The sequence below is a fragment of the Arthrobacter sp. ASL1 genome (assembly GCF_056680475.1).
In genome coordinates this window covers 570,057-595,113 of record NZ_CM155284.1, presented here as the reverse complement: position 1 = coordinate 595,113, position 25,057 = coordinate 570,057, and the positions used below count along the sequence as shown (strand labels likewise).

Sequence of the window (25,057 nt, the reverse complement as noted above, 5' to 3'; positions counted from 1 at the left end):
GCATTGAGCGCTTTGCTCCCTAGCCTACTTGAGCAGAATGGCTCGGACGTCCACTGGCCGTTGGGCGCAGGGGCCCGGCCCGGCACTCATATGCCGATCTTGCGACAGGCTCACCTCACTTCCGACCACTTGTCACTCTTAGCCTCGATCCACCGATGGTCGTCGTTGTGACAGCGCGTAATTAAAGAGGAGATGCCCGACATTTCAGGGAGAATTGATCTTGCGACAGAGCAAAAATCCTGAAATAGAAGGGCATCTCGCAGATGCAAGTTTCCCACATTCTTCCCTCCGTGTCAGTTTCGTTCGACGAGGCGAACCTGGTCGGTCCCGCGGGCCTGGTCCCGGTCATGGCCCTCGCCGGCGAAGCGGGCCTGGTCGACCGGGTTGACGAGTCGGTTAACCTTCCCACCGCCATGGGCTCCAACGCGGGGTTGAAGCTCTCTTCCCTGGTCGCCGGGATGGTGGCCGGTGCGGACAGCATCGATGACATGGAACTGCTGCGCCATGGGGCCATGTCCAAGCTGTTCACCGCCTGTTATGCCCCTTCGACCCTGGGTTCCTACCTGCGCACCTTCACCTTCGGCCACGTCAAGCAGCTGCAGAGCGCAGCCAGGGCCTTCCTGGAGAACCTGGGCCATAACGTCGCGCTGCAGGGCCAGCCGGAGGCCGGGGACTTCGTGTTCATCGACATCGACGACACCATCGTCGAAGTCCACGGCTACCAGAAGCAGGGCGCCGGATTCGGCTACTCCGGAGTCCGCGGCCTCAACGCGCTGCTGGGAATCATCTCCTGCAATGGGCACGCCCCGGTGATCGTCGCCGAGCGCCTGCGCAAGGGCTCGGCGTCCTCGGCCCGTGGAGCCGCGAGCTTCGTTGCCGAGGCCATGCACAGCGGGCGCAACCTGGCCACTACCGGCCGTTTCCTGGTCCGCGCCGATTCCGCGTACTACAACCAGTCCGCGGTCGCCGCCGCGCTGGCCCAGGGCGCGGACATGTCGGTGACCGTGTGCATGAACCCCTCCATCAAGAAGGCCATCGCCTCGATCGCCGATGATGCGTGGGAAACCATCAAGTATCCGCAGGCGATCTACGACCAGGACACCGAACGGTGGGTCTCCAAGGCCGAAGTCGCCGAAGTCGAATACACGGCCTTCGCCTCCAAGAAGAAGGCCGCCCGCATCCCGGGCCGGTTGATCGTGCGTCGCATCCCGGAACTGAACCCGAAAAAAGCTGCGGGGCAGGGCACGCTCTTCGACGCCCATCGTTACCATGCGGTGTTCAGCACCGTGTCCAAGGACGTGCTGGGCACCGTGGACATGGACAAGACCCACCGCCAACACGCGGTGATCGAGGCCGTGAACGCGGAGCTGAAGGACAGCGCCCTGGCCCATTTGCCCTCGGCTTCGTTCAGCGCCAACTCGGCATGGCTCCACGCAGCGGCCATCGCCTACAACCTCGCCCGGGCCGCAGGGATCCTCGCTGCAGGACACTTCGCCCGCGCCAAGATGCGCACCCTGCGCCAGAAGCTGATCCTCGTCCCGGCACGGGTCGCCAGCAGCGCCCGGAAAACCAAACTTCATCTTCCACGGAACTGGCCCTGGGCCGACGCTTGGCAACGGCTTTTCACCACCGTTCAGGCACCTCCCCAAACAGCCTGAACCACCCGTCCACCAGCCACCACGGCACAACCAGGAATCCTCGATGGAACACCACCGGCAGCGAGGCCGGGCAACGAAACATGCCCAGAAGCCGATTACCCCGGTCTTCAAGCTATGCGTCAACGCCCCGAAGCAGTTCGGTGGATCGAGGCTTAGCTCACCGCGGAGTTGGGCGTGACCTGCTGAAAGTGGCCTTCTAATCATGCTTCTTCGCGCACAGCCCAGCGCGTCAGGGTTGAGCGGTACCACGGAGACATAGCAAGTCAGCTTGAGAACCAGGGAGCCAGCCAGTATGTCGAATTTAATTTTGGCCGATGTGATCCAAGATGGACCCATGAGTAGTTCCGGACCGCGTGCCGGTGGACCGACCCCTCGAAGGTCGTTCATTCGCACGCAGAAGCTAAGTTCCTAGCCCAGTATGAGGATGCCAGCACCCGTCAGGAGGGAGGTGAGTTCCTGCGCGAACAGGGCTCGTATTCCTCCCAGATCACGGAGTGGCGCAAGCTGCGCGACGCCGGGGTCCTAGAGAAGCGGAAGGCCGGTGAATCGATCGGCAAGCTCTCCGGGGGAGCAGGCCGAGATCGCGCGTCTGCCGCCAGCTGGGGGTGAGTGAGAGCCGGTTGAAGCAGAACGAGGCAGCCTTTGACGTGATGGTTTCTGAGGTTGTCCTGCTTATGCCGATGTTCGCTTAACGACCCTAATCAGCAGCATGCGTGCCCGGAAAATTTTCACATCCTCGGACGTCCGGAGGATCGTTGTTCTTCCAACCGTCAAGTGGAAGGACAAGGATTATGGGCGATGCAATGAAGGTGCGTGTATCTGGCCCGCTGGCCGGGTTGGTGCCGTCTTTTCGGCAGGAGCTGTTCCGTCTTGATTATGCATCGAGAACGGTTGCCCGTGAGATCGGGCTGGGTGAAGTCGGCAAGCCTAAGCAGGCGAGCCGTCAAGTCCCCGAAGCCCAAGAGGTACCGCCGGGCCACCTCCACCGTGAACGTCCGAAACGGCATCAGCATAAAGAACCGTACCCGGGGAACCATCAATGTCTGGACCAAGGTCGAATACCTCGGAACCCGGTCGGGTTGGTCGCAGGTCAAGACCACGCAGGACAGGCTGGATCAAGAACACCTACCTCACCACCCATTACCGGTACGACGTCGCAGTCTACGGGACCCTGCGCCACGGGCATCCGCCTATTTCCTGATCAAGGGCAAGACCTCGTCCGAGAAGAGGACCACCGTCGTGGGGCACAACCTCTATCTGCGTCGTGACAAGACCTGGTGGTCCTACATGGTCTCCGGACTCGGCATGGGACGGGTGGTGGTCGAGCGCATGAAGTTCAAGCCGTCCGTGCACAGCTCAACCTTGAAGAACATGGACAGCTGGGAGCGGCTCGATCCGAAGAAGCCGCTGGACAACCAGAACTACAACCGCAAGCTCGTCACCGACGCCTCCTGTGCCAGGGTGTAGGCCTACGTAGCCTCCAAGAAGATGGCCAGCTACATGAGGAAGTCGGGGTCCCCGTGGCTTCCGGCGACTATCTGAAGAGGTACTGAGACCATGAACATCAAGCGCACCCTCTGTGTTGCCGGTGGCGCCGTCGTACTGGCGGGATCGGTGGCACTCGGAACCGTGGCCGCCCATTTGACGAAGGTGCCCGGGCTCGAGCAGCAGGGACCAGAGGCCATGGAGGTGGATCCCGCCAGCGGCGCCACGGTCACCACGGACATGATGGCCAACGTCGAGAAGGACGTTGACGACGCTGCCGTCCTGGCCAACGACGAGGGCGACCGGCTCTTTCCCTGGCGATCACCAAGATCACGGCCGCCAAGGCCTGCCCCGCACGGGTAGGCAGGTTCCGGCTGACTCCCGAGAACGGGACCTTCCTCATCCTCGATGTCGAAGCGTGGTTGGATCGCGATATCACGCACGAAGCCAGCTGCACGTCCGAGGAGATGTTCATGCCGCTCGTGTCCCAGGCCTTCTCGGTCACGGGACCCACCGGCGTGATCGACCGTGAGGTCCCCTCCGAATCGGCCTGGGGCTGCATTGGCGACGATGCGTTGGCACTCGCGTTGGTGAACCCTGGCCAAAAGGTCATCGGCAAGATCGTGCTGGATGTCCCGTACGAGAGCAGAACTGCGGTCGACGACCCCAACAGCAACGGCGGCTGGAGTTGGCCATACTGAGGCCCGGCACGATCCGTTAGGACGACGGCTTCTTCAACGCCTCGCTGAGCTGGGCGGCTATCCGGCAGACGATCTCCGAGTGTGCCTTGCCCGGTGTGCGGGTCAGGCGCTCGATGGGGCCCGAGATCGACACGGCGGCAATCACTCGGCCCGAGGGGCCGCGCACCGGGGCGGAGACTGAGGCAACGCCTTGTTCGCGTTCGCCGAGGGACTGCGCCCAGCCCCGGCGCCGTACTCCGGCCAGGATGGTGGGGGAGAAGCGTGCATGGTTGAGTCCATGGAGCAGGCGCTCGTGGTCTTCCCACGCGAGGAGCACCTGGGCTGCGGAACCGGCCTTCATGGACAGCTGCGTCCCCACCGGGATGGTGTCGCGCAATCCGACCGGGCGCTCGGCGGAGGCTACGCAGACGCGGTGGTCCCCCTGCCGGCGGAACACCTGCGAGCTTTCGCCGGTGGCATCGCGCAATTGGATCAGCAGCGGACCGGCAGCAGCGATCAAGCGGTCCTCGCCGGCCGCCGAGGCGAGCTCGACGAGTCGGCTACCGAGCATGAAGCGCCCATGGATGTCCTTGGCCGCCAACCGGTGGTGCACCAGGGCCTGGGCGAGCCGGTGAACCGTGGGGCGCGACAGGCCGGTCGCCGCCACGAGCTGGGCCAGGCTGATCGGCCCGGCCTCGAGTGAATCGAGGACGAGGGCTGCCTTGTCGATGACTCCGACTCCACTGGGTGTGTCCATGATCTGATACTACCGTCTCACCATTTGAGATGCACGGCGGAGTGCTGGCACCCCATGCCCGGACGGTGGTTTCCTTGGAGGGAGGCAAGATTCCAGGAGGAAAACCGATATGTCGTCACCCCAGGTATCCGTCGGCGCGTCGCGGACGCTGGCCGAAAAGGTATGGAACGCCCACGTGGTCCAGGAGGGCGGTGGCGAAGGCGAAGCCAAACGGCCCGACCTCATCTACATCGACCTTCACCTGATTCACGAGGTGACCTCCCCGCAGGCCTTCGAGGGCCTGCGCCTGGCGGGACGACCGCTGCGTCGGCCCGACCTGACGATCGCCACCGAGGACCACAACACGCCCACACTGGAGATCGACAAGCCCATCGCGGACCTGACCTCCCGGACCCAGATCGAGACCCTGCGCACCAACTGCGCCGAGTTCGGTGTCCGGTTGCACTCGCTGGGTGACAAGGAACAGGGCATCGTCCACGTGGTGGGCCCCCAGCTCGGACTGACCCAGCCCGGCGTGACCGTCGTCTGCGGCGACTCGCACACCTCCACGCACGGCGCGTTCGGCGCGTTGGCCTTCGGCATCGGCACCTCCGAGGTCGAGCACGTCATGGCCACCCAGACGCTCTCCCTCAAGCCCTTCAAGACGATGGCCATCAACGTCGAGGGCGCTCTGCGTCCCGGCGTGACGTCCAAGGACATCATCCTGGCCGTCATCGCCAAGATCGGCACCGGCGGGGGACAGGGCTACGTGCTGGAATACCGCGGCTCGGCCATCCGCGCATTGTCGATGGAAGCCCGCATGACCATCTGCAACATGTCCATCGAGGCCGGGGCCCGCGCCGGCATGGTCGCCCCCGACCAGACCACCTTCGACTACCTCGAGGGCCGCCCGCACGCCCCGCAGGGCGAGTACTGGGACGCCGCCGTCGAGTACTGGAAGACGCTGCGCACCGACGAAGACGCCGTGTTCGACGCCGAGGTCACCATCGATGCCGACGAGCTCGAACCGTTCGTCACCTGGGGGACCAACCCCGGCCAGGGCGTCTCGCTGTCCCAGGCCGTTCCCGCCCCCGAGGACTTCGAGGACGAGAACGCCCGCGCCGCCTGTGAACGCGCCCTGGACTACATGGACCTGACCGCCGGCACGCCGATGAAGGACATCCGCGTCGACACCGTGTTCCTGGGTTCCTGCACCAACTCCCGCATGGAGGACCTGCGCACCGCAGCCGACATCATCCGCGGCCGCGAGAAAGACCCCGACATCCGCATGATCGTCGTCCCCGGTTCGGCGCGCGTCCGCCTCGAGGCCGAGGCCGAGGGGCTGGACCAGGTCTTCAAGGACTTCGGCGCCGAATGGCGGTTCGCCGGCTGCTCGATGTGCCTGGGCATGAACCCCGACCAGCTGGAAGAAGGGGAGCGCTGCGCCTCGACCTCCAACCGCAACTTCGAGGGACGCCAGGGCAAGGGCGGGCGGACGCACCTGGTCTCGCCGCTGGTCGCGGCGGCCACCGCGGTCCGCGGCACCCTGAGTTCACCTTCGGACCTCGACCCGGTCGACGGCGCAGCCGCCGTCGCAGCGTAAGGACACCAGATATGGAAAAGATCACCACCCACACCGGTGTCGGCGTTCCGCTGCGCCAATCCGACGTCGACACCGACCAGATCATCCCCGCGGTCTACCTCAAGCGCATCACGCGCACCGGCTTCGACGATGCCCTGTTCGCCCGCTGGCGCAAGGACCCGGAGTTCGTGCTGAACCAGGAGGCGTACTCCGCTGGCTCGGTCCTCGTCGCCGGCCCCGACTTCGGCACCGGTTCCTCCCGCGAACACGCCGTCTGGGCGCTGAAGGACTACGGATTCCGTGCCGTGCTGTCCTCCCGATTCGGTGACATCTTCCGGGGAAACTCCGGCAAGCAGGGCCTCGTCGCCGCCCAGGTCGACCAGGGTGACATCGAACTCATCTGGAAGGAACTGGACAACCACCCCGGCACGACCGTCACCGTTGACCTGGAATCACGCACGGTGAGCTGCGGTTCCATCGTGGCCCCCTTCCAGATCGACGACTACACGCGGTGGCGCCTGATGGAGGGCCTGGATGACATCGGCCTGACGCTCCAGCAGGAATCCCACATCACCGCCTATGAGCAGACGCGGCCCAGTTGGAAGCCGAAGACACTGCCGGCAAAGCTCTCCTGATCCATCCCCGGCGGGTCTTCCGCTGGCAGCGAATCACGGCCCCGGAACGGCACCGCATTCCGGGACCGGCAGGGGTCCGGGCTGTATGCTTACCGGGAACCTTCGGAGATTTCGAAGAACCCAGACAAGTGTGAGGTTTTGATACATGGGCAAGGTCCTGACTATCCACGGCGGAGTGCCGCTGAAGGGGAGAGTAAAGGTCAGGGGGGCCAAGAACCTGGTGCCGAAGGCGATGGTCGCCTCCCTGCTCGGGAACACGCCGTCGGTGCTGCGCAACGTACCGGAAATCAAGGACGTCGACGTCGTCACCAGCCTGTTGCAGATCCATGGCGTCACGGTCAGCAAGGATCCGGAAACCGGCGACCTCACCCTGGATCCGCAGGGCGCCAAGACGGCCCCGTCGAACGAGATCGACGCCCACGCCGGTGACTCGCGCATCCCGATCCTCTTCTGCGGGCCGCTGATCCACAGCATTGGCGAGGCCTTCATTCCCGACCTGGGCGGCTGCCGCATCGGCGACCGCCCCATCGACTTCCACCTGGAGGTCCTGCGCAACTTCGGTGCGGTCGTGGACAAGCGCCCCAACGGCATCGCCATCAACGCCCCGCACGGCCTCAAGGGCGCCAAGGTCACCCTGCCCTACCCGAGCGTCGGCGCCACCGAGCAGGTTCTGCTTACCGCCGTCCGCGCCGAGGGCATCACCGAACTCACCGGTGCCGCCGTCGAACCCGAGATCATGGACCTCATCGCCCTGCTGCAGAAGATGGGCGCCATCATCACGGTGCAAACCGACCGGGTCATCCGCATCGAGGGCGTGCGGGAACTGCACGGCTACAACCACAAGGCGTTGTCGGACCGCAACGAAGGCGCCTCCTGGGCCTCCGCCGCATTGGTCACGCGCGGGGACATCTACGTCGAGGGCGCCGAACAGCAGGACCTGACCTCCTTCCTGAACACCTACCGCAAGGTCGGTGGCGACTTCGAGGTCCACGACGACGGGATCCGCTTCTTCCACCCGGGCGGAGAACTGAAGCCCCTGGTGCTCGAAACCGACGTCCACCCCGGGTTCATGACCGACTGGCAGCAGCCCCTGGTCGTGGCCCTGACTCAGGCCCACGGCGTCTCGATCGTCCACGAGACCGTCTACGAGAACCGCTTCGGCTTCACCGACGCACTGGTGCGCATGGGAGCGACCATCCAGCTGCACCGCGAATGCCTCGGCGCCGTGCCGTGCCGTTTCGGCCAGCGGAACTTCCAGCACTCCGCGGTCATCACCGGTCCGGTGCAGCTGGTCGGCCGCGACATCGACATCCCCGACCTGCGCGGCGGCTTCTCCCACCTGATCGCCGCCCTGGCCGCGGACGGCACCAGCCACGTGACCGGCATCGAGCTGATCAGCCGCGGCTACGAGAAGTTCCTGGACAAGCTCCACGGACTGGGTGCCCGTGTTGAAATCGGCGAAACCGCAGAAGTCGCCTAGGCGGACATGAACGCAGAACGGGGACAACGCCTGGTCTTCGGTGTGATGGCCGGCATTGCCAGACCGCTGATGAACCTGCTGATGGCCAAGACCTGGACCGGGTTCGACCAGCTGCCGGCGGGCGGGTTCATCGCCTGTCCGAACCACGTGACGGAAATCGATCCCGTGGTCGTCGGACACGCCTTTTACAACCAGGGGCGCATGCCGCGCTACCTGGCCAAGGAATCGCTGTTCAAGGTGCCGGTGGTTGGCAGCGCGCTGCGGGCTTCACGCCAGATCCCGGTGACACGCTCAACCAGCGGCGCCAACGGGTCCCTGGCCGTTGCCCGCGAAGTGCTCGACGCCGGCGACGTCATCATCATCTACCCCGAGGGCACGTTGACCCGGGACCCGGATGAGTGGCCGATGCGGGGTCGGACCGGCGCTGCCCGGCTGGCCCTGCAGACCGGGGCGCCAGTCGTCCCCATCGCCCACTGGGGCGCCCAACAGGTCCTTCCCCGCTACGGAAAGTCGCTGAAGATCTGGCCTCGGAAGCGCGTCCGTGTCCTGGTCGGCGAGCCGGTCGAGCTGGCCGACCTGCGGGAGAAGCCGATGACCCGCACTGTCCTGGACGAGGCGACGACCCGGATCATGGATGCCCTCACGGCCCAGGTCGCCATCCTGCGCGGCGAGACACCGCCGGCCACCCGCTGGGACCCGAGCGAGCATGGGCAGTCGGCCACTGGACGGCTCAACATCGACAAGAAACCCACCGACGACGACCAGGAAGGCACCCGATGAGGCCGGCACCGCGCAAGATCGCCGTCCTGGGTGCCGGCAGCTGGGGAACGACCTTCGCCAAGGTCCTGGCCGATTCCTGTGCCGACGGCGGGACCACAGAGGTCCAGGTGTGGGCCCGGCGTGCCGAGGTTGCCGAGGAGATCACCACCCGGCACACCAACGTGACGTATCTGAAGGACATCCGGCTCCCGGTGAACATCACCGCCTCCTCCGATGCCGCCATCGTGCTCGCCGGTGCCGAAATGGTGGTCCTCGCCGTCCCGGCGCAACAGCTGCGCAGCCAACTGCGCGAGATCGGGCACCTGATCCCCGCCGGCTCCGTGATCGTCTCCCTGATGAAGGGACTCGAGCGGGAAACCGACGCCCGCATGACCGAGGTCATCGCCGAGGAACTCACTTGGCCGCAGGACGCGATCGCCGTCGTCTCAGGGCCCAACCTGGCCATGGAAATCGCCCGCGAGGAACCCACCGCCTCGGTCGTGGCCTGCCCAGACGAGGACACCGCCGCCTGGATCGCCACCGCGTGCTCGCCCGACTACTTCCGGCCATACACGAACACCGACCTCATCGGCGTCGAGATCGGTGGCATCGTCAAGAACGTCATCGCCCTCGCCGTGGGCATCTGCGACGGCCGCGGCATGGGCGACAACACGAAGGCCTCCGTCATCACCCGCGGCCTGGCCGAAACCACCCGCTTGGCGCTGGCCGTCGGCGGCAAGCTCGAGACCATGTCCGGCTTGGCGGGACTGGGCGACCTCGTCGCCACCTGCTCCTCGCCGCTGTCCCGCAACCGCACCGCAGGCCGCCACCTCGGCAACGGGCTGGGCCTCGATGACGTCAACGAGGTCATGACCCAGACCGCGGAGGGCATCAAATCCGCTCGGGCCGTGCTGGATCGGGCCCGCAGCGTCGACGTGGAGATGCCGATCACCGAAGCCGTGGTCATGGTCCTCGAAGGCCAGCTGACGGTCTCCGACATGGCCGAACGCCTGCTGGGCCGCGAACTGAAATCCGAAGGAGAAGCCCCATGAGCCAGGACAACGACACCAGGACCCGGGTCGCGCTGCTCTTCGGCGGCCGGTCCCCGGAGCACGCCGTCAGCTGCGTCACCGCCGCGGGCATCCTGCGCGTGTTTGATCCCGCGAAGTACGACGTCGTGCCGATCGGGATCACCCGGCAGGGCCAATGGACGATCACCCAGTCCGACCCGGAAGCCTGGTCGCTGAGCTCCGGGAACGCGCCCGAAATAGAACCCAGCGGCGAGTCGCTGCAGCTGGCCCGGACCAATGGCGGTAGCGAGCTCATCGGGCACAGCGACTCCGGGGCCTTCCGCAGCCTGGGCACGGTCGACGTCGTGTTCCCGGTTTTGCATGGCTCCTTCGGCGAGGACGGCACTGTGCAGGGCCTGCTGGAACTCGCCGACCTTCCGTACGTGGGCTCCGGCGTCGCCGCCAGTGCCATCGGGATGGACAAGCATTTCGCGAAGCTCTCCTTCGAAGCGGCAGGGCTCGAGGTGGGACCGTACGAGGTGATCACCGACAAGCAGTGGCAGCGTGACCGCGATGGCTGCCTGGCCCGTCTGGCCCGGCTGTCCTATCCGCTCTTCGTCAAGCCGGCACGCGCCGGATCGTCCGTCGGCGTCAGCCGTGTCGCCGATGCGGCGGGACTGCTGGAGGCCATCGATGCCGCACGCGAGCACGACCCCAAGGTCATCATCGAGGAGGGGATCGCCGGTCGCGAGATCGAATGCGGCGTCCTCGAGGGGCGCGGCTCCGAGCTACCCCGTACCTCGCTGCCCGGAGAAATTGCCGTCACCGCAGGAGCGGATACCTTCTACGACTTCAATGCGAAGTATGTCGACGGGGGAGCGGCCGAACTCAGCTGCCCGGCAGACCTGCCGGCGGAGCAGGTCTCAGCGATCCGCGAACGCGCGGCCGTGGCCTTCGACGCCATCGGTGGGGAGGGCCTGGCCCGGGTCGACTTCTTCTACACCGACGACGGCCGGTGGGTGATCAACGAGATCAACACCATGCCCGGGTTCACCCCCATCAGCATGTACCCGCGGATCTGGAACGAAACCGGGATCAACTACGCGGACCTGGTCGACGAGCTGATCTGGCTCGCCATGAACCGGCGCACCGGCCTGCGCTAGCGAATCGGCGTCCGGCGCCGTCTCCAATGGCGACGGCCGCGCCCCGACGGGCGGGGGCTAGGGCAGGTCCTCGGATTTACTGAGCGTGCTGCACTTCCCATCCGCCGGAATCCGCTCCGCGGCGCTCGACAGCTGGGCGAGGACCGAGCTGGAGGGGACCTCATTCGGGTTGAAGAGGACCTCCGTGGCCGGTGTCCGGCCATAGGTGGTCAGCGTCCACGCCACCTTGCCCTCCTTGGCCACCCAGTCGACACCGTTGACCGAAACGCAGGGATCCGTGGTGGGACCCGGGACGTTTACGCCGCACCGGAGGATGATCTTTGAGGGATTCCCCCACACGGCCGTTGCCTGGCTGGTGGTGTCCCGCAGCGTGTAGCCGGCGACCTCATCCGGCATGGTGACCATCATGTCCGCGCACTTCGGGTTCGACGCGTCGGCCGCCGGCTCGACATTGGCCGGCGCTGAACACCCGGCCAGGGCCAGCCCCGAGCAGAGGATGAGTAGGGCGGGAAATGCCCGGCGGCGGGCAGGAAGATCAACAGGCAAACGCACCCATCCACTGTATCGCGTCTGGTCACCGCTAGGATGGTCAGGCAAGCATGGCTACGAAAGGCTGACATGTCCGGAGAGAACATGGACTACGACTACGGGCAACCGGAGCGCAAGAAGAAGCATCCGGTCCGGGCGACCATCATCACCCTGCTGTCCCTGGTCGTGATCGCGGCGGTCATCGCCGGCGGTTACCTCTTCACGTTGGCCAAGAGCTTCGACGACAAGAGCCAGAAGATCGAAAAGGCCTTCCCCGCCGAATCACTGCGTCCGGAGAAGAAATCCCCGGGCGCCAAGAACATCCTGCTGCTGGGCAGCGACTCGCGCGGCGGGTCCGGGGAGACCGAGAACCTGGCGGGCGTTCCCAATGCCGGCCGCTCGGACACGATCATGCTGGTGCACATTCCCGCGGACCACCAGGACGTGTTCGTCACGTCGATCATGCGCGATACCTGGGTCCCGATCCCCGGGGAGGGAACCCACAAGATCAACGCCGCCTTCTCCTACGGTGGCGTCCCCAAGGCAGTGCAAACGATCGAATCGCTGCTGGACACGCGCATCGACCATGTCGCCTCCATCGACATGGAGGGCTTCAAGGGGCTGACCGACGCCCTCGGCGGTGTGGACATCGACGTGCCCATCGGCTTCTCGACCAACAACGGCAAACGTGACTTCACCTTCTCGGCCGGCCCGCAGCACATGGACGGCGAGAATGCCCTGGCCTTCGTCCGCGAACGCAAGGCCTTCAAGGACGGCGACTACCAGCGTGTGAAGGACCAGCAGATCTTCCTCAAGGCAGTCGTCGACAAGCTGCTGGCCCGCGACACGCTGACCAACCCCGCCAAGATCTCCAACGTCGTCGACGAGCTCTCGCCCTACGTTTCGGTTGACGATTCGCTGGACGCGGCCGAGCTGGGCAAGCTGGGCGTTTCACTGGCCGGGGTACGCGGCAACGACCTGCACTTCTTCACCTTGCCGAACCTCGGCACCGGGCGCTCGGCGGACGGCCAGTCCATCGTGGTCCCCGACAACGACGCCATCGACGAACTGGCCACCGCGCTGGGAGACGACAACGTCGACGAATTCGTGCGGTCGCACGGGCTCTAACCGTCCCGTGAGGGGAACTATCATGACCGGCAAGATCGCCACGGGGGTGCCTGCGGCTTCGGCGTGGCTGGAGTCCATGGTGGGCTCACTCGCCAACCACAGCGACCGGCTGGATGCCATCAACATCTTCCCCGTCGCGGACGGCGACACCGGCTCCAACCTCTACCTCACGGCCCGGACCGCCCACGACGCAGTCTCCGTCCTGGAGACGGATGACCTGGGCGAATTCCTGGCAACGGCCGGTCGGGCCGGAATGGAATCGGCCCGCGGCAACTCTGGGACGCTGCTGGCCGTGTTCCTCATCGGCTTCTCGGAGCCGCTGCTGGGGCACCACCGGCTGAGCGGGCCACTGCTGGCCGCAGCTCTCGATCGGGGGCGGGTCCGTGCCTGGTCCGCATTGAGCGATCCGGTGCCGGGAACCATGCTTTCGGTGGCCGCCTCCGCGGCCCGGGCCGCCAGTGAGGCCATGGCGGCCTCGACGGCCGACTCCTCCAGCCGGGCCCATTTGCGAGAAGTCCTCGATGCCGTGCGAACCGCCGCCCTGGCATCGGTGGTCAGCACCGAGAGCCAGCTCGGTGCGTTGTCGAATGCCCGCGTGGTCGACGCGGGGGCCGTGGGCATGATGCTGGTGATCGACACGCTCTATGCGGCCGTCACCGGCGAACCGCTCGATGAATCCCGCTACACCCCGCTGCATGGCTACGGGATCCAGGACCCCCACATCCACTTCGCCACCGCCGCGGAGGACGGGGTCGAGGTCATGTGCACCATCGCCTTGGACGCCCTGGAGGCAGCCACGTTGCGGGCCCGCCTGGATTCCATCGGGACCTCCGTGGTCATGAGCGCCGTCAGCGATGGAGCCGACAGCTATCGGTGGCGGGTCCACGTCCACGTCCCCCAGGCGGAGGATGCCCTCGACGCCATCCGTCGGGCCGGTGATCCGGTCAACATCTCCGTCACGGACCTGTGCACCCACGATGCCTGATTCGACCGCGTTCGGCCCGTCCACCCCACTGCGCAATGCCATCGGGGACAAGTCCGCGGGCTCGGTCCACAAGGCCTTCGGCTACGAAACGTGCGGGGATCTGCTGCACCACTTCCCGCGCCGGTACCTCGACGTCGGGGAGCTGACCCGCATCGAGGAGTTGCCGCTGGGTGAAGCCGTGACCATTGTCGCCCGGGTGGTCACCTCGGAGCAGCGCAGGATGCAACGCCGCAAGGGCATGCTGCTGGAGGTGATCGTGGAGGATGAACTGGGCCAGGCCCATGGTCGGCTGACCATGACGTTCTTCAATGGCTACAAGGCAGCCAAGGACCTTTCACCCGGGACCGTTGCCATGTTCAGCGGCAAGGTCGGGATCTACCGGCATGCCCTCCAACTTGCCCAACCCGAGTACGCACTGCTGGAAACGGCAGACGAAGCGGAGCCACGGCCGATCCCTATCTACCCGGCCACGGCGGCCGTCCCCAGCCAGGCCCTGCGCGCCATGATGGCCATGGTCCTTGCCGGTGTCGATGCCCACACCTACCCCGACCCGGTACCCGGATTCCTCCGGGCAAAACACCAGCTGCCCGAGTTGGCGCGCGCCCTGCATGCCGTCCATGCGCCCGAAACCGTGGCGCAGGGCGAAGCCTCCAAGAACCGTTTCCGCTACGACGAGGCTCTCGTCCTCCAGCTGGCCCTGGCCGAACGTCGGGCCCATCGTTTCCGGCAACCAGCGACGGCGCGCGTCGGGGGAGTGGACGGCATCCTGAACCGGTTCGAGGATTCGCTGCCCTTTACCCTCACCGCGGGACAGGTCACCGCCGGACTGGAGATCTCCGCGGACCTGGCCCGCGACCGGCCCATGAACCGGCTCCTCCAGGGCGAAGTCGGCTCCGGAAAGACCATCGTCGCCCTGCGCGCCATGCTCCAGGTCATCGATTCCGGGGCCCAGACCGCCCTGATGGCACCCACCGAGGTCCTCGCCCAACAACATTACGCCTCCATCTCCCGGATGCTCGGCCCCCTCGGCCGTGGGGGCCAGCTCGATGGCGACCCGGACGGCACGCGTGTGGACCTGCTCACCGGGTCCATGCCGGCCGCGCGCCGCAAAGAGGTCCTGCTGCGCGTCGCATCCGGGGAAACCGGAATCGTCATCGGCACCCATGCCCTGCTGTCCGAAAACGTGTTCTTCGCAGAACTTGGGCTCGTCGTCGTCGATGAACAACACCGGTTCGGGGTCGAACAGCGCGACACCCTGCGGGCGAAGGGCAAGCTGCAACCGCACATGCTGGTGATGACCGCGACCCCGATCCCGCGTACCGTCGCCATCACCGCATTCGGGGACCTGGAGATCAGCAGCCTGGCCGAATTGCCCTCGGGCAGGGCACCGATCAGCACGTATCTGGCGAACCTGTATGACGACCGGTACCGCGACCGGATGTTCGCGCTGATGCGCGAAGAGGTCGCGAAGGGCCACCAGGTCTACCTGGTCTGTCCGCGCATCACGGAACAGGCCAGCGAAGAGGACATGTCCCCGTCCACCTGGGACGATCCGGGAGGTGCCGGCAGCGACGGCCAGCTCCCCGGCACCTCGGACATCCCGACGCCGCCCAAGGCCACGGTCGAGGAGATGTTCGAACGGATCAGCACCATGCCGCAGTTTTCCGGGGTCCGCGTCGGCATGCTGCACGGCCGCATGGCTGCCGAGCAGAAGGCCGAGGCCATGTCCGGCTTCGAGTCGGGGGAGACCGGCATTCTGGTGTCCACGACGGTCATCGAAGTCGGCGTCGACGTCCATAACGCCACCGCCATGGTCATTCTGGATGCCGATTCCTTTGGCGTCTCCCAATTGCATCAGCTGCGCGGCCGGGTGGGCCGCGGCGGCTTACCGGGGACCTGCCTGCTGGCCACGTGGCTGCCACCGGGTCATCCTTCCCGCCGGCGGCTGGAGGCCGTCGCCGCGACCACCGATGGGTTCGAACTCGCCGAGGTCGACCTGGCCGAACGCCGGGAGGGCGACGTCCTGGGCTCGCGGCAGTCCGGGGGACAGAACACCCTGAAGATCCTCCGGGTGGTGCGTGACCGCCGGGTCATCGAAGCCGCCCGCACCGACGCCGAGGAAATCGTCGCCAGCAGCGGGGGGATGGCGGCACACCCCGAGCTGCGGCAATCGGTGCACAGCTGGGTGGACGAGGACATGCAGGCATTTCTGGAACGAGGTTAGGCGAACGTGGGACGGATCATTGCCGGGGTAGCCGGAGGACTGGGCCTGAAATCGGTGCCGGGGGACGCAACCCGGCCCACCACCGACCGGGTCAAGGAAGCACTCTTCTCCCGGTTGGAGAGCCGGGACGAGCTGGAGGGTTCCCGCGTCCTGGATCTATATGCGGGGTCGGGTGCGCTGGGGGTGGAGGCCGCCAGCCGCGGGGCGCGCGCCGTCGTGCTGGTGGAACAGGCGCCCAAGGCCATCGGCATCTGCCAGGCCAACGCCGCGCTGGTGAACAAGCACCTCCGCACGGAGACCGTCCAGGTTCGCCGCGGATCCGTGAACGCCTTCCTCGCCGCCGAAACGGAGACGGGCCGGGGTTGGACCCTGGTGTTCATGGACCCGCCCTACCCGTTGACCGAGGATGAACTCGCCGCGACACTGCAGGCCCTCGTCCCGGTACTCGATGTCGGCGCCCTCGTCGTGCTGGAACGCTCCAGCCGGTCGCCCGAGCCCGCCTGGCCCGACGGACTGGACGCGGCGTCGTCGAAAAAGTACGGCGAAACGATCCTATGGTTTGCGGAACCCGTCTAGGCCGATCCCGGTCAGCACGCTGCCGGGGTGTGGGCCGGGGGCGCGCAGGAGCTCGAGCCGCCCGGCATCCCACGGGGTATCGGTTCCCATGAGGATGAAGTTGCCGGGAAAGCGTCCGCCGAACAGCTCCGTTGGCGCGGCCACCGTGACCTGCGCGTAGGTCGCCTCCATGGCGCGCAGTTGCTGGCGCACGAAGTCCAGCGGCGGGTCGTCGCCGACGTTGATGAGGGCGATGCCGCCCGGGGCCAGCAGCTGCTGGATTTCGGTGTGGAAGGCATCGGCACGCAAGTGCGCCGGGGCATCGGCCCCCGCGAAGACATCCAGGACGACCGCGTCGAACCGCTCCCCGGCCAGCTCCCCGCCCAGGACCTCCCGGGCATCGCCGATGACATATCGGATTCCGGCCCCCTCGGCGATGGGAAGGCTGTCGAGGACGAAGCCCAGCAGCTCGCGTTCGGAATCGACGGCCACCTGCTCGCTGCCCGGACGCGTCACCGCCAGGTAGCGGGCCAGCGTCAACGCGCCGGCACCGAGGTGCAGGACCTTCAGCGGGACACCGGGCTCCGCCAACAGGTCCAGGTGGTTGGCGAGGCGGCGCAGGTACTCGTAGAAGATCTCGGCCGGGTCAGCGAGGTTGACGTGCGACTGCTCGGCCCCGCCGATCGAGAGCACCCACGCCCCGGGAACCCAGGCATCCGGTGCGATCTGTGCGTGCTCGCCGACTCCGGCGAGCCACCGCCGTCGCACATCATCTGGTGGCGTGTTCACGCGAGGTTCGCCTGCGGCAGGCCGGTCAGGCGCCGGGTCGCCTCGGTGAGGACATCGCGCTTCTTGCAGAAGGCGAAGCGCATCAACGTGCGTGTTGCCGCCGCGCCCTCCTCGTGGCAGAACACCGACAGGGGAATGCCGGCCACCCCGATGGCCTCCGGTATCCGGCGGGCCAGGTCCGCGGCGTCGTCGAATCCGAGCGGTGCGACGTCGGCGACCACGAAGTAGGTCCCCCGGGGCCGGTAGGCGGTCATCCCCGCGGCCTCCAGACCGTCGGCCAACTGCGTCCCGCGGTCGCCCAGGTCGGCGGCGAAGTCCGTGAAATAGCTGTCCGGCAGCTGCAGCGCCTGGGCCACGGCCGGCTGGTAGGCGGGGCCCGAACTGTAGGTCAGGAACTGCTTCACCGTGCGTACCGCGGCGATGAGGTCTGCAGGGCCGGTAGCCCAGCCGACCTTCCAGCCGGTGAAGGAGAAGGTCTTGCCGGCCGAGGAGATGGTGATGGTCCGCTCCCATGCGCCGTCGATGGAGGCCACCGGGACGTGGACGGTGCCGAAGGTGAGGTGCTCGTAGACCTCGTCGGAGACGATGATCGCATCGTGGCGGGCTGCGAGTTCGACGATCTGCTCGAGCACGTCGCGTCCGAAGACGGTACCGGTGGGGTTGTGGGGGTTGTTGAGCAGGATCATCCGCGTGTTCGCGGTGACGGCCCGTTCAAGGTCCGCCGGGTCCGGTTGGAAGTCCGGGGCGCGCAGCGGCACCGTCCGGTGCACGCCCCCGGCCAGGGCGATCGTTGCGCCGTAGGAGTCGTAGAAGGGCTCGAAGGTCAGCACCTCGTCACCGGGGTTGACCAGGGCCAGCACGGAGGCCGCGATGGCCTCGGTGGCTCCGGTGGAGACCACGACCCCGGTGGCCGGGTCCGGCGCCAGGCCGTAGAAGTGCTGCTGGTGTCCGGCGATCGCCTCCCGCAGTTCGGCGATGCCCGCACCGGGCGCGTACTGGTTGTGGTCCGCCATGATGTTCTCCGCTGCGGCCCGGGCCATGAACTCGGGGCCGTCGGCATCGGGGAAGCCCTGGCCGAGGTTGATGGCCCCATGCCGTGCGGCCAGGACGGTGATCTCCTCGAAGATCGTCGCCGCCAGGTGGCCGTCGTTGCCGAGAAGGTTCGCACCCTGTGCCGTGCGCTGCCATGGAAAGCTGTGGGACATGGGCCCAGTATGACAAGGACACGGCCGAGGTGACGATTATTGCCCGTCATCGTCGTCGTGCTTGGTAGATTGCAGGTATGCGCCGAGCCGTCTGCCCCGGATCCTTCGATCCCATTCACAAGGGCCACGTGGAAATCATTGCCCGAGCCAGCAACCTCTTCGACGAGGTGGTGGTGGCGGTGTCGACCAACTATGCCAAGAAGTACCGCTTCGAGCAGGACGAGCGGATCGCGATGGCCCGCGAAACCGTCTCCGGTCTGGCCGGGATCACGGTGGTCCCGATGGGTGACGGCTTGTTGGCTGACTTCTGCCGCGAGGTGGGGGCCGACGCCATCGTCAAGGGTTTGCGTTCGGTCGTGGACTACCAGTACGAAATACCGATGGCGTCGATGAACCGCCACCTGACCGGCGTCGAGACCGTTTTCCTGGCAGCCGACAACAGATACGCCCACCTCTCCTCGAGCCTGCTCAAGGAAGTCCAGGGACTGGGCGGCGACGTCGACGAGTACCTGCCGCGCTCCGTGGTCAATAGGTTTCGCAATGGTCGGTAGTGCCTGTGCCGCTCCTTGGCTCCTGTCTTGTAAAGTCGAAGCATGACTGAGAACACGCGCATCACGAAGGCAGTGATCCCCGCCGCGGGTTTGGGGACCCGATTCCTGCCCGCCACCAAGGCCATGCCCAAGGAAATGATCCCGGTTGTCGACAAACCAGCCATCCAGTACGTCGTCGCGGAGGCGTCGAAGGCCGGGTTGAGCGACGTCCTGATGATCACCGGGCGAAGCAAGCGTGCGCTCGAGGACCATTTCGACCGCGTGCCGAGCCTGGAGGCGGTGCTCGCCGACAAGGGCGATACGAAGAAGCTGGCGCTCGTCCAGGAAGCCACCGCGCTCGGCGACATCCATTACGTGCGCCAGGGCGACCCCCAGGGGCTGGGCCATGCGGTGCTGTGTGCCAAGCTGCATGTCGGCGACGAGCCGTTCGCCGTGCTGCTCGGTGACGACCTCATCGACGAACGTGATGACCTGCTCAGTGAGATGATCCGCGTGCAGCAGGAAACCGGTGGATCGGTCATCGCCGTCATGGAGGTCGAGCCGTCGCAGATCGGCTCCTACGGTTGTGCCGACGTCACTGCCGTAGGCGGGAAGGACTATGTGCGGGTCAACGGCCTGGTGGAGAAGCCGGAGCCCGCGGATGCACCCTCCAATCTCGCCGTGATCGGACGCTATGTCCTGCACCCCTCGGTCTTCGAGGTCCTGGAGCGGACGAAGCCGGGCCGGGGCAATGAAATCCAGCTCACCGACGCCCTGCAGGAACTGGCAGCCAGCGACGCCCCCGGCGGCGGGGTGTACGCCGTCGTCTTCCGCGGGCGGCGCTATGACACCGGTGACAAGCTCAGCTACATCAAGGCCGTCATCTCCCTGGCGGCCGAACGTGAGGACCTGGGCGGCGACCTGGTCCCGTGGTTGAAGGATTTCGTGGCCGGCCTGGACCGCTAGACTTTCCTCACCGCAGGTGCACAGCTGGTTCCCAGACCATCGGTCTAAACTGGCTCTCGCACTATCGACTATTTGAATGGGTCGACCCTCCGCGCTGCACCTGACGGTGTTGCGGCTGCGTCCCCACGGGAGAACACTTGAACAGCACGACGCCGGAACCGGGGTATGCCCCGCGCCGCATGGCGCCCCCGAAGAAGCACCGGGCTCGAGCGGTTCTCATCGCCGTCGTCTCCGTTGTGGTCATCGCGGCCGTCGTGGCCGGGGGGTATGTCTTCACGCTCGCCAACACCTTCGACGGGAAGACCGAAACACTGGCCTCGGCGTTCCCCGACGAGGAGGGCCGGCCGGTCAAAGACCCCGGTGACGCGTCCATGAACATCCTGCTGATGGGAGCCGACTTCGGCGGCGCGAACCAGGTCACCGGGAACGTCATCGAGCACGGGGGGACGGGCCAACGCTCGGACACCATGATGCTGGTCCACATCCCGGCAGACCGCGAGGGCATCTACGTCATGTCCGTCATGCGTGACACCTGGTTGGAGATCCCGGGACATGGGCAGAACAAGATCAATGCGGCCATGGCCTTCGGCGGCGTCCCACTCGTGGTCCAGACCTTCGAGAGCCTCTTCGGGACGAAGATCGACCACGTGGCAGTGGTCGACTTCCAGGGGTTCCGTGATCTGACCACCGCGTTGGGTGGGGTCAAGGTGAAGAACGATATTGCCTTCACCGCCAACGACACCGATTACTTCTACCCCGTGGGCGAGCTGAACCTCAAGGGGGATCGTGCCCTGCGGTTCGTCCGCGAACGCAAGTCCTTTGTCGACGGGGACTTCCAGCGGGTGAAGAACCAGCAGAAGTTCCTCAACGCGGTCATCGACAAGATGCTGGCGGCACAAACGCTCACCAACCCCGCGACGTTGTACCAGGTGATCGACAAGGTCTCGCCCTACCTCACCCTGGACAAGTCCTTCGATGCGCAGACGATCGCCGGGCTCGGACTCCAGTTGAAGAACATCCGATCAAGCGATGTCCATTCCTTCACCCTCCCCACCGCCGGTACCTCCCGCTCCGCGGACGGACAATCCATTGTCTTGGAGGACAAGGAGGCCGTGGCTGCCGTGGGGGAGGCCCTACGGACGGACACCATGCAGGCATACTTCGAGAAGTACGTGGAAAAGAGCGGTTCCTCGTCCTCGAGTGTGGCCCCCGGCACTCCATAGATCCCCGTTCTCGACCTGCCCGTCCCGTAGAATCGGTAATGAAATGTCCGGCACCGCGTGCCTGGGTACCAACAACCACTGAGGAAGCGCATAGATGACTGTGGCCCACCAGGACGCCCCGAGGACCCTTCACCGGGTCGGCGCCCGTCCGCCCTTCTTCGTATACCTGCGTCAGGCTTGGGAACGTCGGGACTTCGCCTTCGAAATGGCGAAGAGCCGTATCCAGGCCACCAACCAGCGCAACCGGCTGGGGATGCTCTGGATCATCTTCAAGCCGACCATGAACGCGTTGATGTATGGGCTGATCTTCGGTCTCCTGCAGGGCGACAGCAAACCGCCGAACTTCGCGAGTTTCGTGGTGATCGGCGTGTTCCTGTTCGAGTTCTTCAGCGCTTCGATGAACCAGGGCGCCAAGGCGATCACCAGCAACACCTCCCTGGTGCAGTCCCTGTCGTTTCCCCGGATGACCCTTCCCTTCTCCACGGTGATTGAACAGTTCCTCTCGTTGATGCCGATGCTGGGCGTTATGTTCATCTATTGCCTGGTGCTCGGGAACCCCATCCAGGTCAGCTGGTTGTTGATCTTCCCGCTGGTCGCGATCCTCAGTGTCATGAACATGGGGGTGGCCCTGGTGTGTGCGCGGCTGACCGTCCACATCAGGGACCTGACCCACCTGCTGCCGATTTTCACCCGGATCCTGTTCTACACGTCGGGCGTGCTGTTCAGCGTGGACAGGATCCTGGCCCACTGGCCCTGGATGGTCCGGATCTTCGATTACCACCCGGTCTACCAAACCCTGCAGATCGCCCGGGGTGCCATCCTCAACACGGTTCCCCTTCAGGGAGCCCACTCGTGGATCGTGCTGTCCGTCTGGGCAGTCGTCATGGCGGTCTTCGGGATCGTTTTCTTCTGGACAGCCGAGGAGCGTTATGGCCGAGACAACTAATTCCCCCCAGCCAGGCAGCTCCACGCCCGGACGCGGAGCACACCGACACGACCAGCGCCCCCCGGTCGTGGACCGGGTCCAGGTCAACGAGCCGGTGCACATCAACGCCGCCGCGTCAGACCGGCTGCCCGATCCCGATCTGCTGCTGCCGGACGAACAGGGTCGCCACCCCGTCGTCGTCGTCGACGACCTCCATGTCACCTACAAAGTCTTCTCCAGCGGGAAGAAGGCCGGCAAGGCAGGCCTGCGTCGGCTCATGTCGAGCCCGGTGCGTGGGATGCGCGCCGTAGAGGCGTTGCGGGGCGTCACCTTCACTGCCTACGCGAACGAGTCGATCGGCATCATCGGACCAAACGGCTCGGGCAAGTCGACCCTGATGCGCGCAATCGTCGGTTTGACCCCGCCCTCGCTGGGGGCCGTCTACGCCTCGTCACGGCCGAACATGCTCGGAGTCGGTGCCGCGTTAATGCCCGACCTCTCCGGCGACAAGAACATCACGCTGGGCGGGCTCGCCCTGGGGTTCACCCGCGAGGAGATCGAGAACCTGAGGGAGGACATCATTGCCTTCGCCGAACTCGAGGACTTCATCGATCTGCCGATGCGCACCTATTCCTCCGGGATGTCCGCCCGGCTGAAGTTCGCGATCGCGGCGTCCAAGCAACACGACATCCTCATCGTCGATGAGGCCCTGGCCGTGGGCGACGCCCGCTTCCACCGGCGCAGCGAGGCGAAGATCCGTGAGATCCGCGAGAATGCCGGTACGGTCTTCCACGTCTCGCACTCCATGAAGTCCATTAAGGACACCTGCAACCGGGCACTCTGGATCAACCAGGGCAAACTCGAAATGGATGGGGATCCGACCGAGGTCATCAGGGCCTATCGGGACTGGCGCAAGTGATGGAACCCGACACGAGCCCCGGGGTCTCCTATGTGATGCCGGTGCTCAACGAGGCCGGCTACCTCCGCGAGGCCGTGGAAAGCATCCTCGGCCAGGAGTATGAGGGCGAGCAGGAAATCGTGCTCGCCCTCGGTCCGAGCACCGATGAGACGACCCGCATCGCCGAGGACATGGCGGCCACAGATCCGCGCGTCCGGTTCGTCCACAACCCTGCGTCCCGGACACCCATCGGGCTGAACCTGGCGATCAAGGCCACCCGTCTTCCCATCGTCATCCGGGTCGACGCCCACAGCATTGTCCCGCCCAACTACACGCGGCGCGGGGTCGACACCCTGCTCCGTACGGGGGCCGCGGATGTCGGCGGGCTGATGGCCGCCCGCGGGCGGAACGACCTCCAGCGCGCCGTCGCCGCCGCCTACAACTCCAGCTACGGCCTGGGCGGTGCCGCCTACCACTCCGGGGCGCCCGAGGGCGAGGCCGAATCCGCCTATCTGGGGATTTTCCGCCGTTCCATCTTCGAAGAGGTCGGCTATTACGACGAGTCATTGTGGCGCGGCCAGGACTGGGAGCTCTGCCTGCGTATCCGCCAGGCGGGACACAAGATCTGGTTCGATCCGGAGTTGAGCACCACCTACTTCCCCCGCGAGGACTTCGGACCCCTGGCCGCGCAGAGTTATGCCTCCGGCGTCTGGCGAGGCGAACTCGCCCGCCGGCACCCCGAGGGCAAATCATTCCGCCACCTGCTGCCGCCGACCGCCCTGCTGGCGTCGTCGCTCGGCAGCCTGGCCTGGTTTGTCCCCCTGGCGGGTTCCGGAGGGCTGAAACGCACCCTGCTCAGCGGAATCCGTCTCGCGCCCCTGGCCTACCTGGGAATGATCGGATATGCCGCGGTGACCACGGAGAGCCTGGGGCCGACCCAGCGGTTGCTGCTGGCCCGGGTCCTGCCAACAATCCACTTCCCCTGGGCCGCAGGGTTCATCCGTGGACGCCTGCGTGGCTCAGGCCAGACGGTCGATGCAGGTCGTAGACGGTGCGGGAAGACAAAATGAGCACGGACGCCTCCCGTCCCCACCGGCCGACCCTGGAGCAATTGCGCGCCGTTTGCCAGCCTCCCGAGGTCCGCGCCCGGCGCAACGCCGAGCACTGGACCGCCGAGCTATACCTGCGCCATATCTCGATCTACCTCACCGCCCTGCTGATCCGCACACCCATCTCGGCCAACGGGGTGACGGGGCTGATGATCCTCTCCGGTTGGGCCATGTCAGCCGCGCTGTTCATCCCCGGCATCTGGGGCCCGCTCCTCGCCGTCGTGCTCTCGCAGCTGCAGTTGTACTTCGACTGCTGCGACGGCGAGGTTGCCCGGTGGCGCCAAACCCAGGGGCCCAAGGGCATCTTCATCGACATGGTCGGCCACCACACGACTGAGGCCCTGCTGCCCATTGCCCTCGCCTTCCGGATCGCCCTGGGCCACGGGGAGGACGCCGCGGCGCTCGACTACCGGATCCTGTTCATCGGGGCGCTGGTCGCGTTGCTGCTGGTGCTCAACCGGTCGCTGAGCCTCATGGTCCATGCGGCCCGCGGCATGGCCGGGCTGGGCAAGCTGCCCGATACGGGGCAGGCTCGGGCCATCCCCTCCGCCACCGTGCTGGGCAAGCTGCGCCGCGCGGCACGCTTCCTGCCGTTCCACCGGCTGCTGCACGCCGTGGAATTGAGCCTGCTCTTCCTCGCTGCATCGATCATCTCGGCCCTCGTTGGCCAACCGGGAACTGCCGAAAGTTGGCTGCTGTGGGTCCTGCTCCCGGTCACCGTCTTCGTTGGCCTCGGGCATTTCATGGCCAGCATGGCCTCATCCCGACTCAGCGCCTAGGAGGCAGCCTTGGCCCCTCGCGGCA

General features: G+C 66.1%; 25 protein-coding genes and 1 pseudogene. 22 read left to right on the top strand and 4 right to left on the bottom strand.

The window, feature by feature from the left end; genetic code table 11:
* Positions 1-263: 263 nt before the first annotated feature.
* The 5 genes and pseudogenes from AC1MEQ_RS02750 to AC1MEQ_RS02730 all read left to right on the top strand — a co-directional run bounded on the left by AC1MEQ_RS02750 (position 264) and on the right by AC1MEQ_RS02730 (position 3,844).
* Positions 264-1,658 carry an IS1380 family transposase gene (locus tag AC1MEQ_RS02750; protein ID WP_479793743.1) on the top strand — a complete coding sequence of 465 codons (1,395 nt, stop codon included), beginning with the start codon at positions 264-266 and terminating at the stop codon, positions 1,656-1,658.
* Between the two features lie 334 nt (positions 1,659-1,992).
* Positions 1,993-2,311: pseudogene (locus AC1MEQ_RS02745) on the top strand (IS3-like element ISAar46 family transposase); the annotation flags it as partial.
* Positions 2,312-2,897: 586 nt separating this feature from the next.
* Positions 2,898-3,125, top strand: a complete 228-nt coding sequence (locus AC1MEQ_RS02740; protein ID WP_479793741.1) for a hypothetical protein — start codon at positions 2,898-2,900, stop codon at positions 3,123-3,125.
* Between the two features lie 90 nt (positions 3,126-3,215).
* On the top strand, positions 3,216-3,506 hold the full coding sequence (locus tag AC1MEQ_RS02735; RefSeq protein ID WP_479793739.1) for a hypothetical protein: 291 nt from the start codon (positions 3,216-3,218) through the stop codon (positions 3,504-3,506).
* A gap of 110 nt (positions 3,507-3,616) precedes the next feature.
* Positions 3,617-3,844 carry a hypothetical protein gene (locus AC1MEQ_RS02730; protein WP_479793737.1) on the top strand — a complete coding sequence of 76 codons (228 nt, stop codon included), beginning with the start codon at positions 3,617-3,619 and terminating at the stop codon, positions 3,842-3,844.
* Positions 3,845-3,860: 16 nt separating this feature from the next.
* Here the strand turns inward: AC1MEQ_RS02730 and AC1MEQ_RS02725 are convergent, their stop codons facing one another.
* Complete coding sequence (locus AC1MEQ_RS02725; protein ID WP_479793735.1) at positions 3,861-4,580, bottom strand: IclR family transcriptional regulator; 720 nt, start codon at positions 4,578-4,580, stop codon at positions 3,861-3,863.
* A 109-nt stretch (positions 4,581-4,689) separates the two neighbouring features.
* Here AC1MEQ_RS02725 and leuC point away from each other — a divergent pair, with 109 nt between their 5' ends.
* The 6 genes from leuC to AC1MEQ_RS02695 all read left to right on the top strand — a co-directional run bounded on the left by leuC (position 4,690) and on the right by AC1MEQ_RS02695 (position 11,188).
* Complete coding sequence (leuC, locus tag AC1MEQ_RS02720) at positions 4,690-6,162, top strand: 3-isopropylmalate dehydratase large subunit (protein ID WP_479793733.1); 1,473 nt, start codon at positions 4,690-4,692, stop codon at positions 6,160-6,162.
* Between the two features lie 11 nt (positions 6,163-6,173).
* Entirely contained in the window at positions 6,174-6,776 is a 603-nt protein-coding gene (gene leuD, locus AC1MEQ_RS02715; RefSeq protein ID WP_479793731.1) for a 3-isopropylmalate dehydratase small subunit, read from the top strand.
* Positions 6,777-6,921: 145 nt separating this feature from the next.
* On the top strand, positions 6,922-8,256 hold the full coding sequence (gene murA / locus AC1MEQ_RS02710) for a UDP-N-acetylglucosamine 1-carboxyvinyltransferase (protein ID WP_479793729.1): 1,335 nt from the start codon (positions 6,922-6,924) through the stop codon (positions 8,254-8,256).
* A 6-nt stretch (positions 8,257-8,262) separates the two neighbouring features.
* Positions 8,263-9,036 (top strand): lysophospholipid acyltransferase family protein, encoded by a 774-nt coding sequence (locus AC1MEQ_RS02705; RefSeq protein WP_479793727.1) that lies wholly within the window; start codon positions 8,263-8,265, stop codon positions 9,034-9,036.
* A complete protein-coding gene (locus AC1MEQ_RS02700) occupies positions 9,033-10,067 on the top strand; it encodes an NAD(P)H-dependent glycerol-3-phosphate dehydrogenase (protein WP_479793725.1) in 1,035 nt (344 codons plus the stop codon). The genes AC1MEQ_RS02705 and AC1MEQ_RS02700 overlap by 4 nt, the downstream gene beginning before the upstream one ends.
* Positions 10,064-11,188, top strand: a complete 1,125-nt coding sequence (locus AC1MEQ_RS02695; protein ID WP_479793723.1) for a D-alanine--D-alanine ligase family protein — start codon at positions 10,064-10,066, stop codon at positions 11,186-11,188. Before AC1MEQ_RS02700 ends, AC1MEQ_RS02695 begins: the two co-directional genes overlap by 4 nt.
* Positions 11,189-11,245: 57 nt before the next feature.
* Here AC1MEQ_RS02695 and AC1MEQ_RS02690 read toward each other — a convergent pair whose 3' ends face one another.
* Entirely contained in the window at positions 11,246-11,740 is a 495-nt protein-coding gene (locus AC1MEQ_RS02690; protein WP_479793721.1) for a DUF3515 domain-containing protein, read from the bottom strand.
* A gap of 66 nt (positions 11,741-11,806) precedes the next feature.
* Between AC1MEQ_RS02690 and AC1MEQ_RS02685 the strand changes: the two genes are divergently transcribed.
* From AC1MEQ_RS02685 to rsmD, 4 genes are read left to right on the top strand one after another with little or no spacing between them, the layout of a single operon-like run.
* A complete protein-coding gene (locus AC1MEQ_RS02685) occupies positions 11,807-12,844 on the top strand; it encodes an LCP family protein (RefSeq protein ID WP_479793719.1) in 1,038 nt (345 codons plus the stop codon).
* Between the two features lie 22 nt (positions 12,845-12,866).
* Positions 12,867-13,829, top strand: a complete 963-nt coding sequence (locus AC1MEQ_RS02680) for a DAK2 domain-containing protein (protein WP_479793717.1) — start codon at positions 12,867-12,869, stop codon at positions 13,827-13,829.
* On the top strand, positions 13,822-16,053 hold the full coding sequence (recG, locus tag AC1MEQ_RS02675; RefSeq protein ID WP_479793715.1) for an ATP-dependent DNA helicase RecG: 2,232 nt from the start codon (positions 13,822-13,824) through the stop codon (positions 16,051-16,053). Before AC1MEQ_RS02680 ends, recG begins: the two co-directional genes overlap by 8 nt.
* A gap of 6 nt (positions 16,054-16,059) precedes the next feature.
* Complete coding sequence (gene rsmD / locus AC1MEQ_RS02670) at positions 16,060-16,629, top strand: 16S rRNA (guanine(966)-N(2))-methyltransferase RsmD (RefSeq protein ID WP_479793713.1); 570 nt, start codon at positions 16,060-16,062, stop codon at positions 16,627-16,629.
* Here the strand turns inward: rsmD and AC1MEQ_RS02665 are convergent.
* Together AC1MEQ_RS02665 and AC1MEQ_RS02660 are read right to left on the bottom strand one after the other, a co-directional pair.
* The gene (locus AC1MEQ_RS02665) at positions 16,606-17,397 is read right to left on the bottom strand and encodes a spermidine synthase (protein WP_479793712.1); all 792 of its coding nucleotides are present in this window, start codon (positions 17,395-17,397) and stop codon (positions 16,606-16,608) included. The genes rsmD and AC1MEQ_RS02665 overlap by 24 nt on opposite strands.
* The gene (locus AC1MEQ_RS02660; RefSeq protein WP_479793711.1) at positions 17,394-18,602 is read right to left on the bottom strand and encodes an aminotransferase class I/II-fold pyridoxal phosphate-dependent enzyme; all 1,209 of its coding nucleotides are present in this window, start codon (positions 18,600-18,602) and stop codon (positions 17,394-17,396) included. The genes AC1MEQ_RS02665 and AC1MEQ_RS02660 overlap by 4 nt, the downstream gene beginning before the upstream one ends.
* A gap of 77 nt (positions 18,603-18,679) precedes the next feature.
* Between AC1MEQ_RS02660 and coaD the strand changes: the two genes are divergently transcribed.
* The 7 genes from coaD to AC1MEQ_RS02625 all read left to right on the top strand — a co-directional run bounded on the left by coaD (position 18,680) and on the right by AC1MEQ_RS02625 (position 25,032).
* Positions 18,680-19,153, top strand: a complete 474-nt coding sequence (gene coaD / locus AC1MEQ_RS02655; protein ID WP_479793709.1) for a pantetheine-phosphate adenylyltransferase — start codon at positions 18,680-18,682, stop codon at positions 19,151-19,153.
* 42 nt (positions 19,154-19,195) lie between these two features.
* Positions 19,196-20,098: a UTP--glucose-1-phosphate uridylyltransferase GalU gene (galU, locus tag AC1MEQ_RS02650; protein ID WP_479793707.1), complete on the top strand. Its 903-nt coding sequence runs from the start codon at positions 19,196-19,198 to the stop codon at positions 20,096-20,098.
* A gap of 137 nt (positions 20,099-20,235) precedes the next feature.
* On the top strand, positions 20,236-21,321 hold the full coding sequence (locus AC1MEQ_RS02645; protein ID WP_479793705.1) for an LCP family protein: 1,086 nt from the start codon (positions 20,236-20,238) through the stop codon (positions 21,319-21,321).
* A gap of 94 nt (positions 21,322-21,415) precedes the next feature.
* On the top strand, positions 21,416-22,267 hold the full coding sequence (locus AC1MEQ_RS02640; protein ID WP_479793703.1) for an ABC transporter permease: 852 nt from the start codon (positions 21,416-21,418) through the stop codon (positions 22,265-22,267).
* Complete coding sequence (locus AC1MEQ_RS02635) at positions 22,251-23,165, top strand: ABC transporter ATP-binding protein (protein ID WP_479793701.1); 915 nt, start codon at positions 22,251-22,253, stop codon at positions 23,163-23,165. Before AC1MEQ_RS02640 ends, AC1MEQ_RS02635 begins: the two co-directional genes overlap by 17 nt.
* Positions 23,165-24,214, top strand: a complete 1,050-nt coding sequence (locus tag AC1MEQ_RS02630; protein ID WP_479793699.1) for a glycosyltransferase family 2 protein — start codon at positions 23,165-23,167, stop codon at positions 24,212-24,214. Before AC1MEQ_RS02635 ends, AC1MEQ_RS02630 begins: the two co-directional genes overlap by 1 nt.
* Positions 24,211-25,032 (top strand): CDP-alcohol phosphatidyltransferase family protein, encoded by an 822-nt coding sequence (locus AC1MEQ_RS02625; RefSeq protein ID WP_479793697.1) that lies wholly within the window; start codon positions 24,211-24,213, stop codon positions 25,030-25,032. Before AC1MEQ_RS02630 ends, AC1MEQ_RS02625 begins: the two co-directional genes overlap by 4 nt.
* The last annotated feature ends 25 nt before the right edge of the window (positions 25,033-25,057 follow it).

Bases quoted from the DNA above. Each gene is read 5' to 3' on its own strand.
- AC1MEQ_RS02750 (WP_479793743.1), top strand. From the start codon at position 264: ATGCAAGTTTCCCACATTCTTCCCTCCGTGTCAGTTTCGTTCGACGAG.
- AC1MEQ_RS02735 (WP_479793739.1), top strand. From the start codon at position 3,216: ATGAACATCAAGCGCACCCTCTGTGTTGCCGGTGGCGCCGTCGTACTG.
- AC1MEQ_RS02730 (WP_479793737.1), top strand. From the start codon at position 3,617: ATGCCGCTCGTGTCCCAGGCCTTCTCGGTCACGGGACCCACCGGCGTG.
- AC1MEQ_RS02725 (WP_479793735.1), bottom strand. From the start codon at position 4,580: ATGGACACACCCAGTGGAGTCGGAGTCATCGACAAGGCAGCCCTCGTC.
- leuC (WP_479793733.1), top strand. From the start codon at position 4,690: ATGTCGTCACCCCAGGTATCCGTCGGCGCGTCGCGGACGCTGGCCGAA.
- leuD (WP_479793731.1), top strand. From the start codon at position 6,174: ATGGAAAAGATCACCACCCACACCGGTGTCGGCGTTCCGCTGCGCCAA.
- murA (WP_479793729.1), top strand. From the start codon at position 6,922: ATGGGCAAGGTCCTGACTATCCACGGCGGAGTGCCGCTGAAGGGGAGA.
- AC1MEQ_RS02705 (WP_479793727.1), top strand. From the start codon at position 8,263: ATGAACGCAGAACGGGGACAACGCCTGGTCTTCGGTGTGATGGCCGGC.
- AC1MEQ_RS02700 (WP_479793725.1), top strand. From the start codon at position 9,033: ATGAGGCCGGCACCGCGCAAGATCGCCGTCCTGGGTGCCGGCAGCTGG.
- AC1MEQ_RS02695 (WP_479793723.1), top strand. From the start codon at position 10,064: ATGAGCCAGGACAACGACACCAGGACCCGGGTCGCGCTGCTCTTCGGC.
- AC1MEQ_RS02685 (WP_479793719.1), top strand. From the start codon at position 11,807: ATGTCCGGAGAGAACATGGACTACGACTACGGGCAACCGGAGCGCAAG.
- AC1MEQ_RS02680 (WP_479793717.1), top strand. From the start codon at position 12,867: ATGACCGGCAAGATCGCCACGGGGGTGCCTGCGGCTTCGGCGTGGCTG.
- recG (WP_479793715.1), top strand. From the start codon at position 13,822: ATGCCTGATTCGACCGCGTTCGGCCCGTCCACCCCACTGCGCAATGCC.
- AC1MEQ_RS02660 (WP_479793711.1), bottom strand. From the start codon at position 18,602: ATGTCCCACAGCTTTCCATGGCAGCGCACGGCACAGGGTGCGAACCTT.
- coaD (WP_479793709.1), top strand. From the start codon at position 18,680: ATGCGCCGAGCCGTCTGCCCCGGATCCTTCGATCCCATTCACAAGGGC.
- galU (WP_479793707.1), top strand. From the start codon at position 19,196: ATGACTGAGAACACGCGCATCACGAAGGCAGTGATCCCCGCCGCGGGT.
- AC1MEQ_RS02640 (WP_479793703.1), top strand. From the start codon at position 21,416: ATGACTGTGGCCCACCAGGACGCCCCGAGGACCCTTCACCGGGTCGGC.
- AC1MEQ_RS02635 (WP_479793701.1), top strand. From the start codon at position 22,251: ATGGCCGAGACAACTAATTCCCCCCAGCCAGGCAGCTCCACGCCCGGA.
- AC1MEQ_RS02630 (WP_479793699.1), top strand. From the start codon at position 23,165: ATGGAACCCGACACGAGCCCCGGGGTCTCCTATGTGATGCCGGTGCTC.
- AC1MEQ_RS02625 (WP_479793697.1), top strand. From the start codon at position 24,211: ATGAGCACGGACGCCTCCCGTCCCCACCGGCCGACCCTGGAGCAATTG.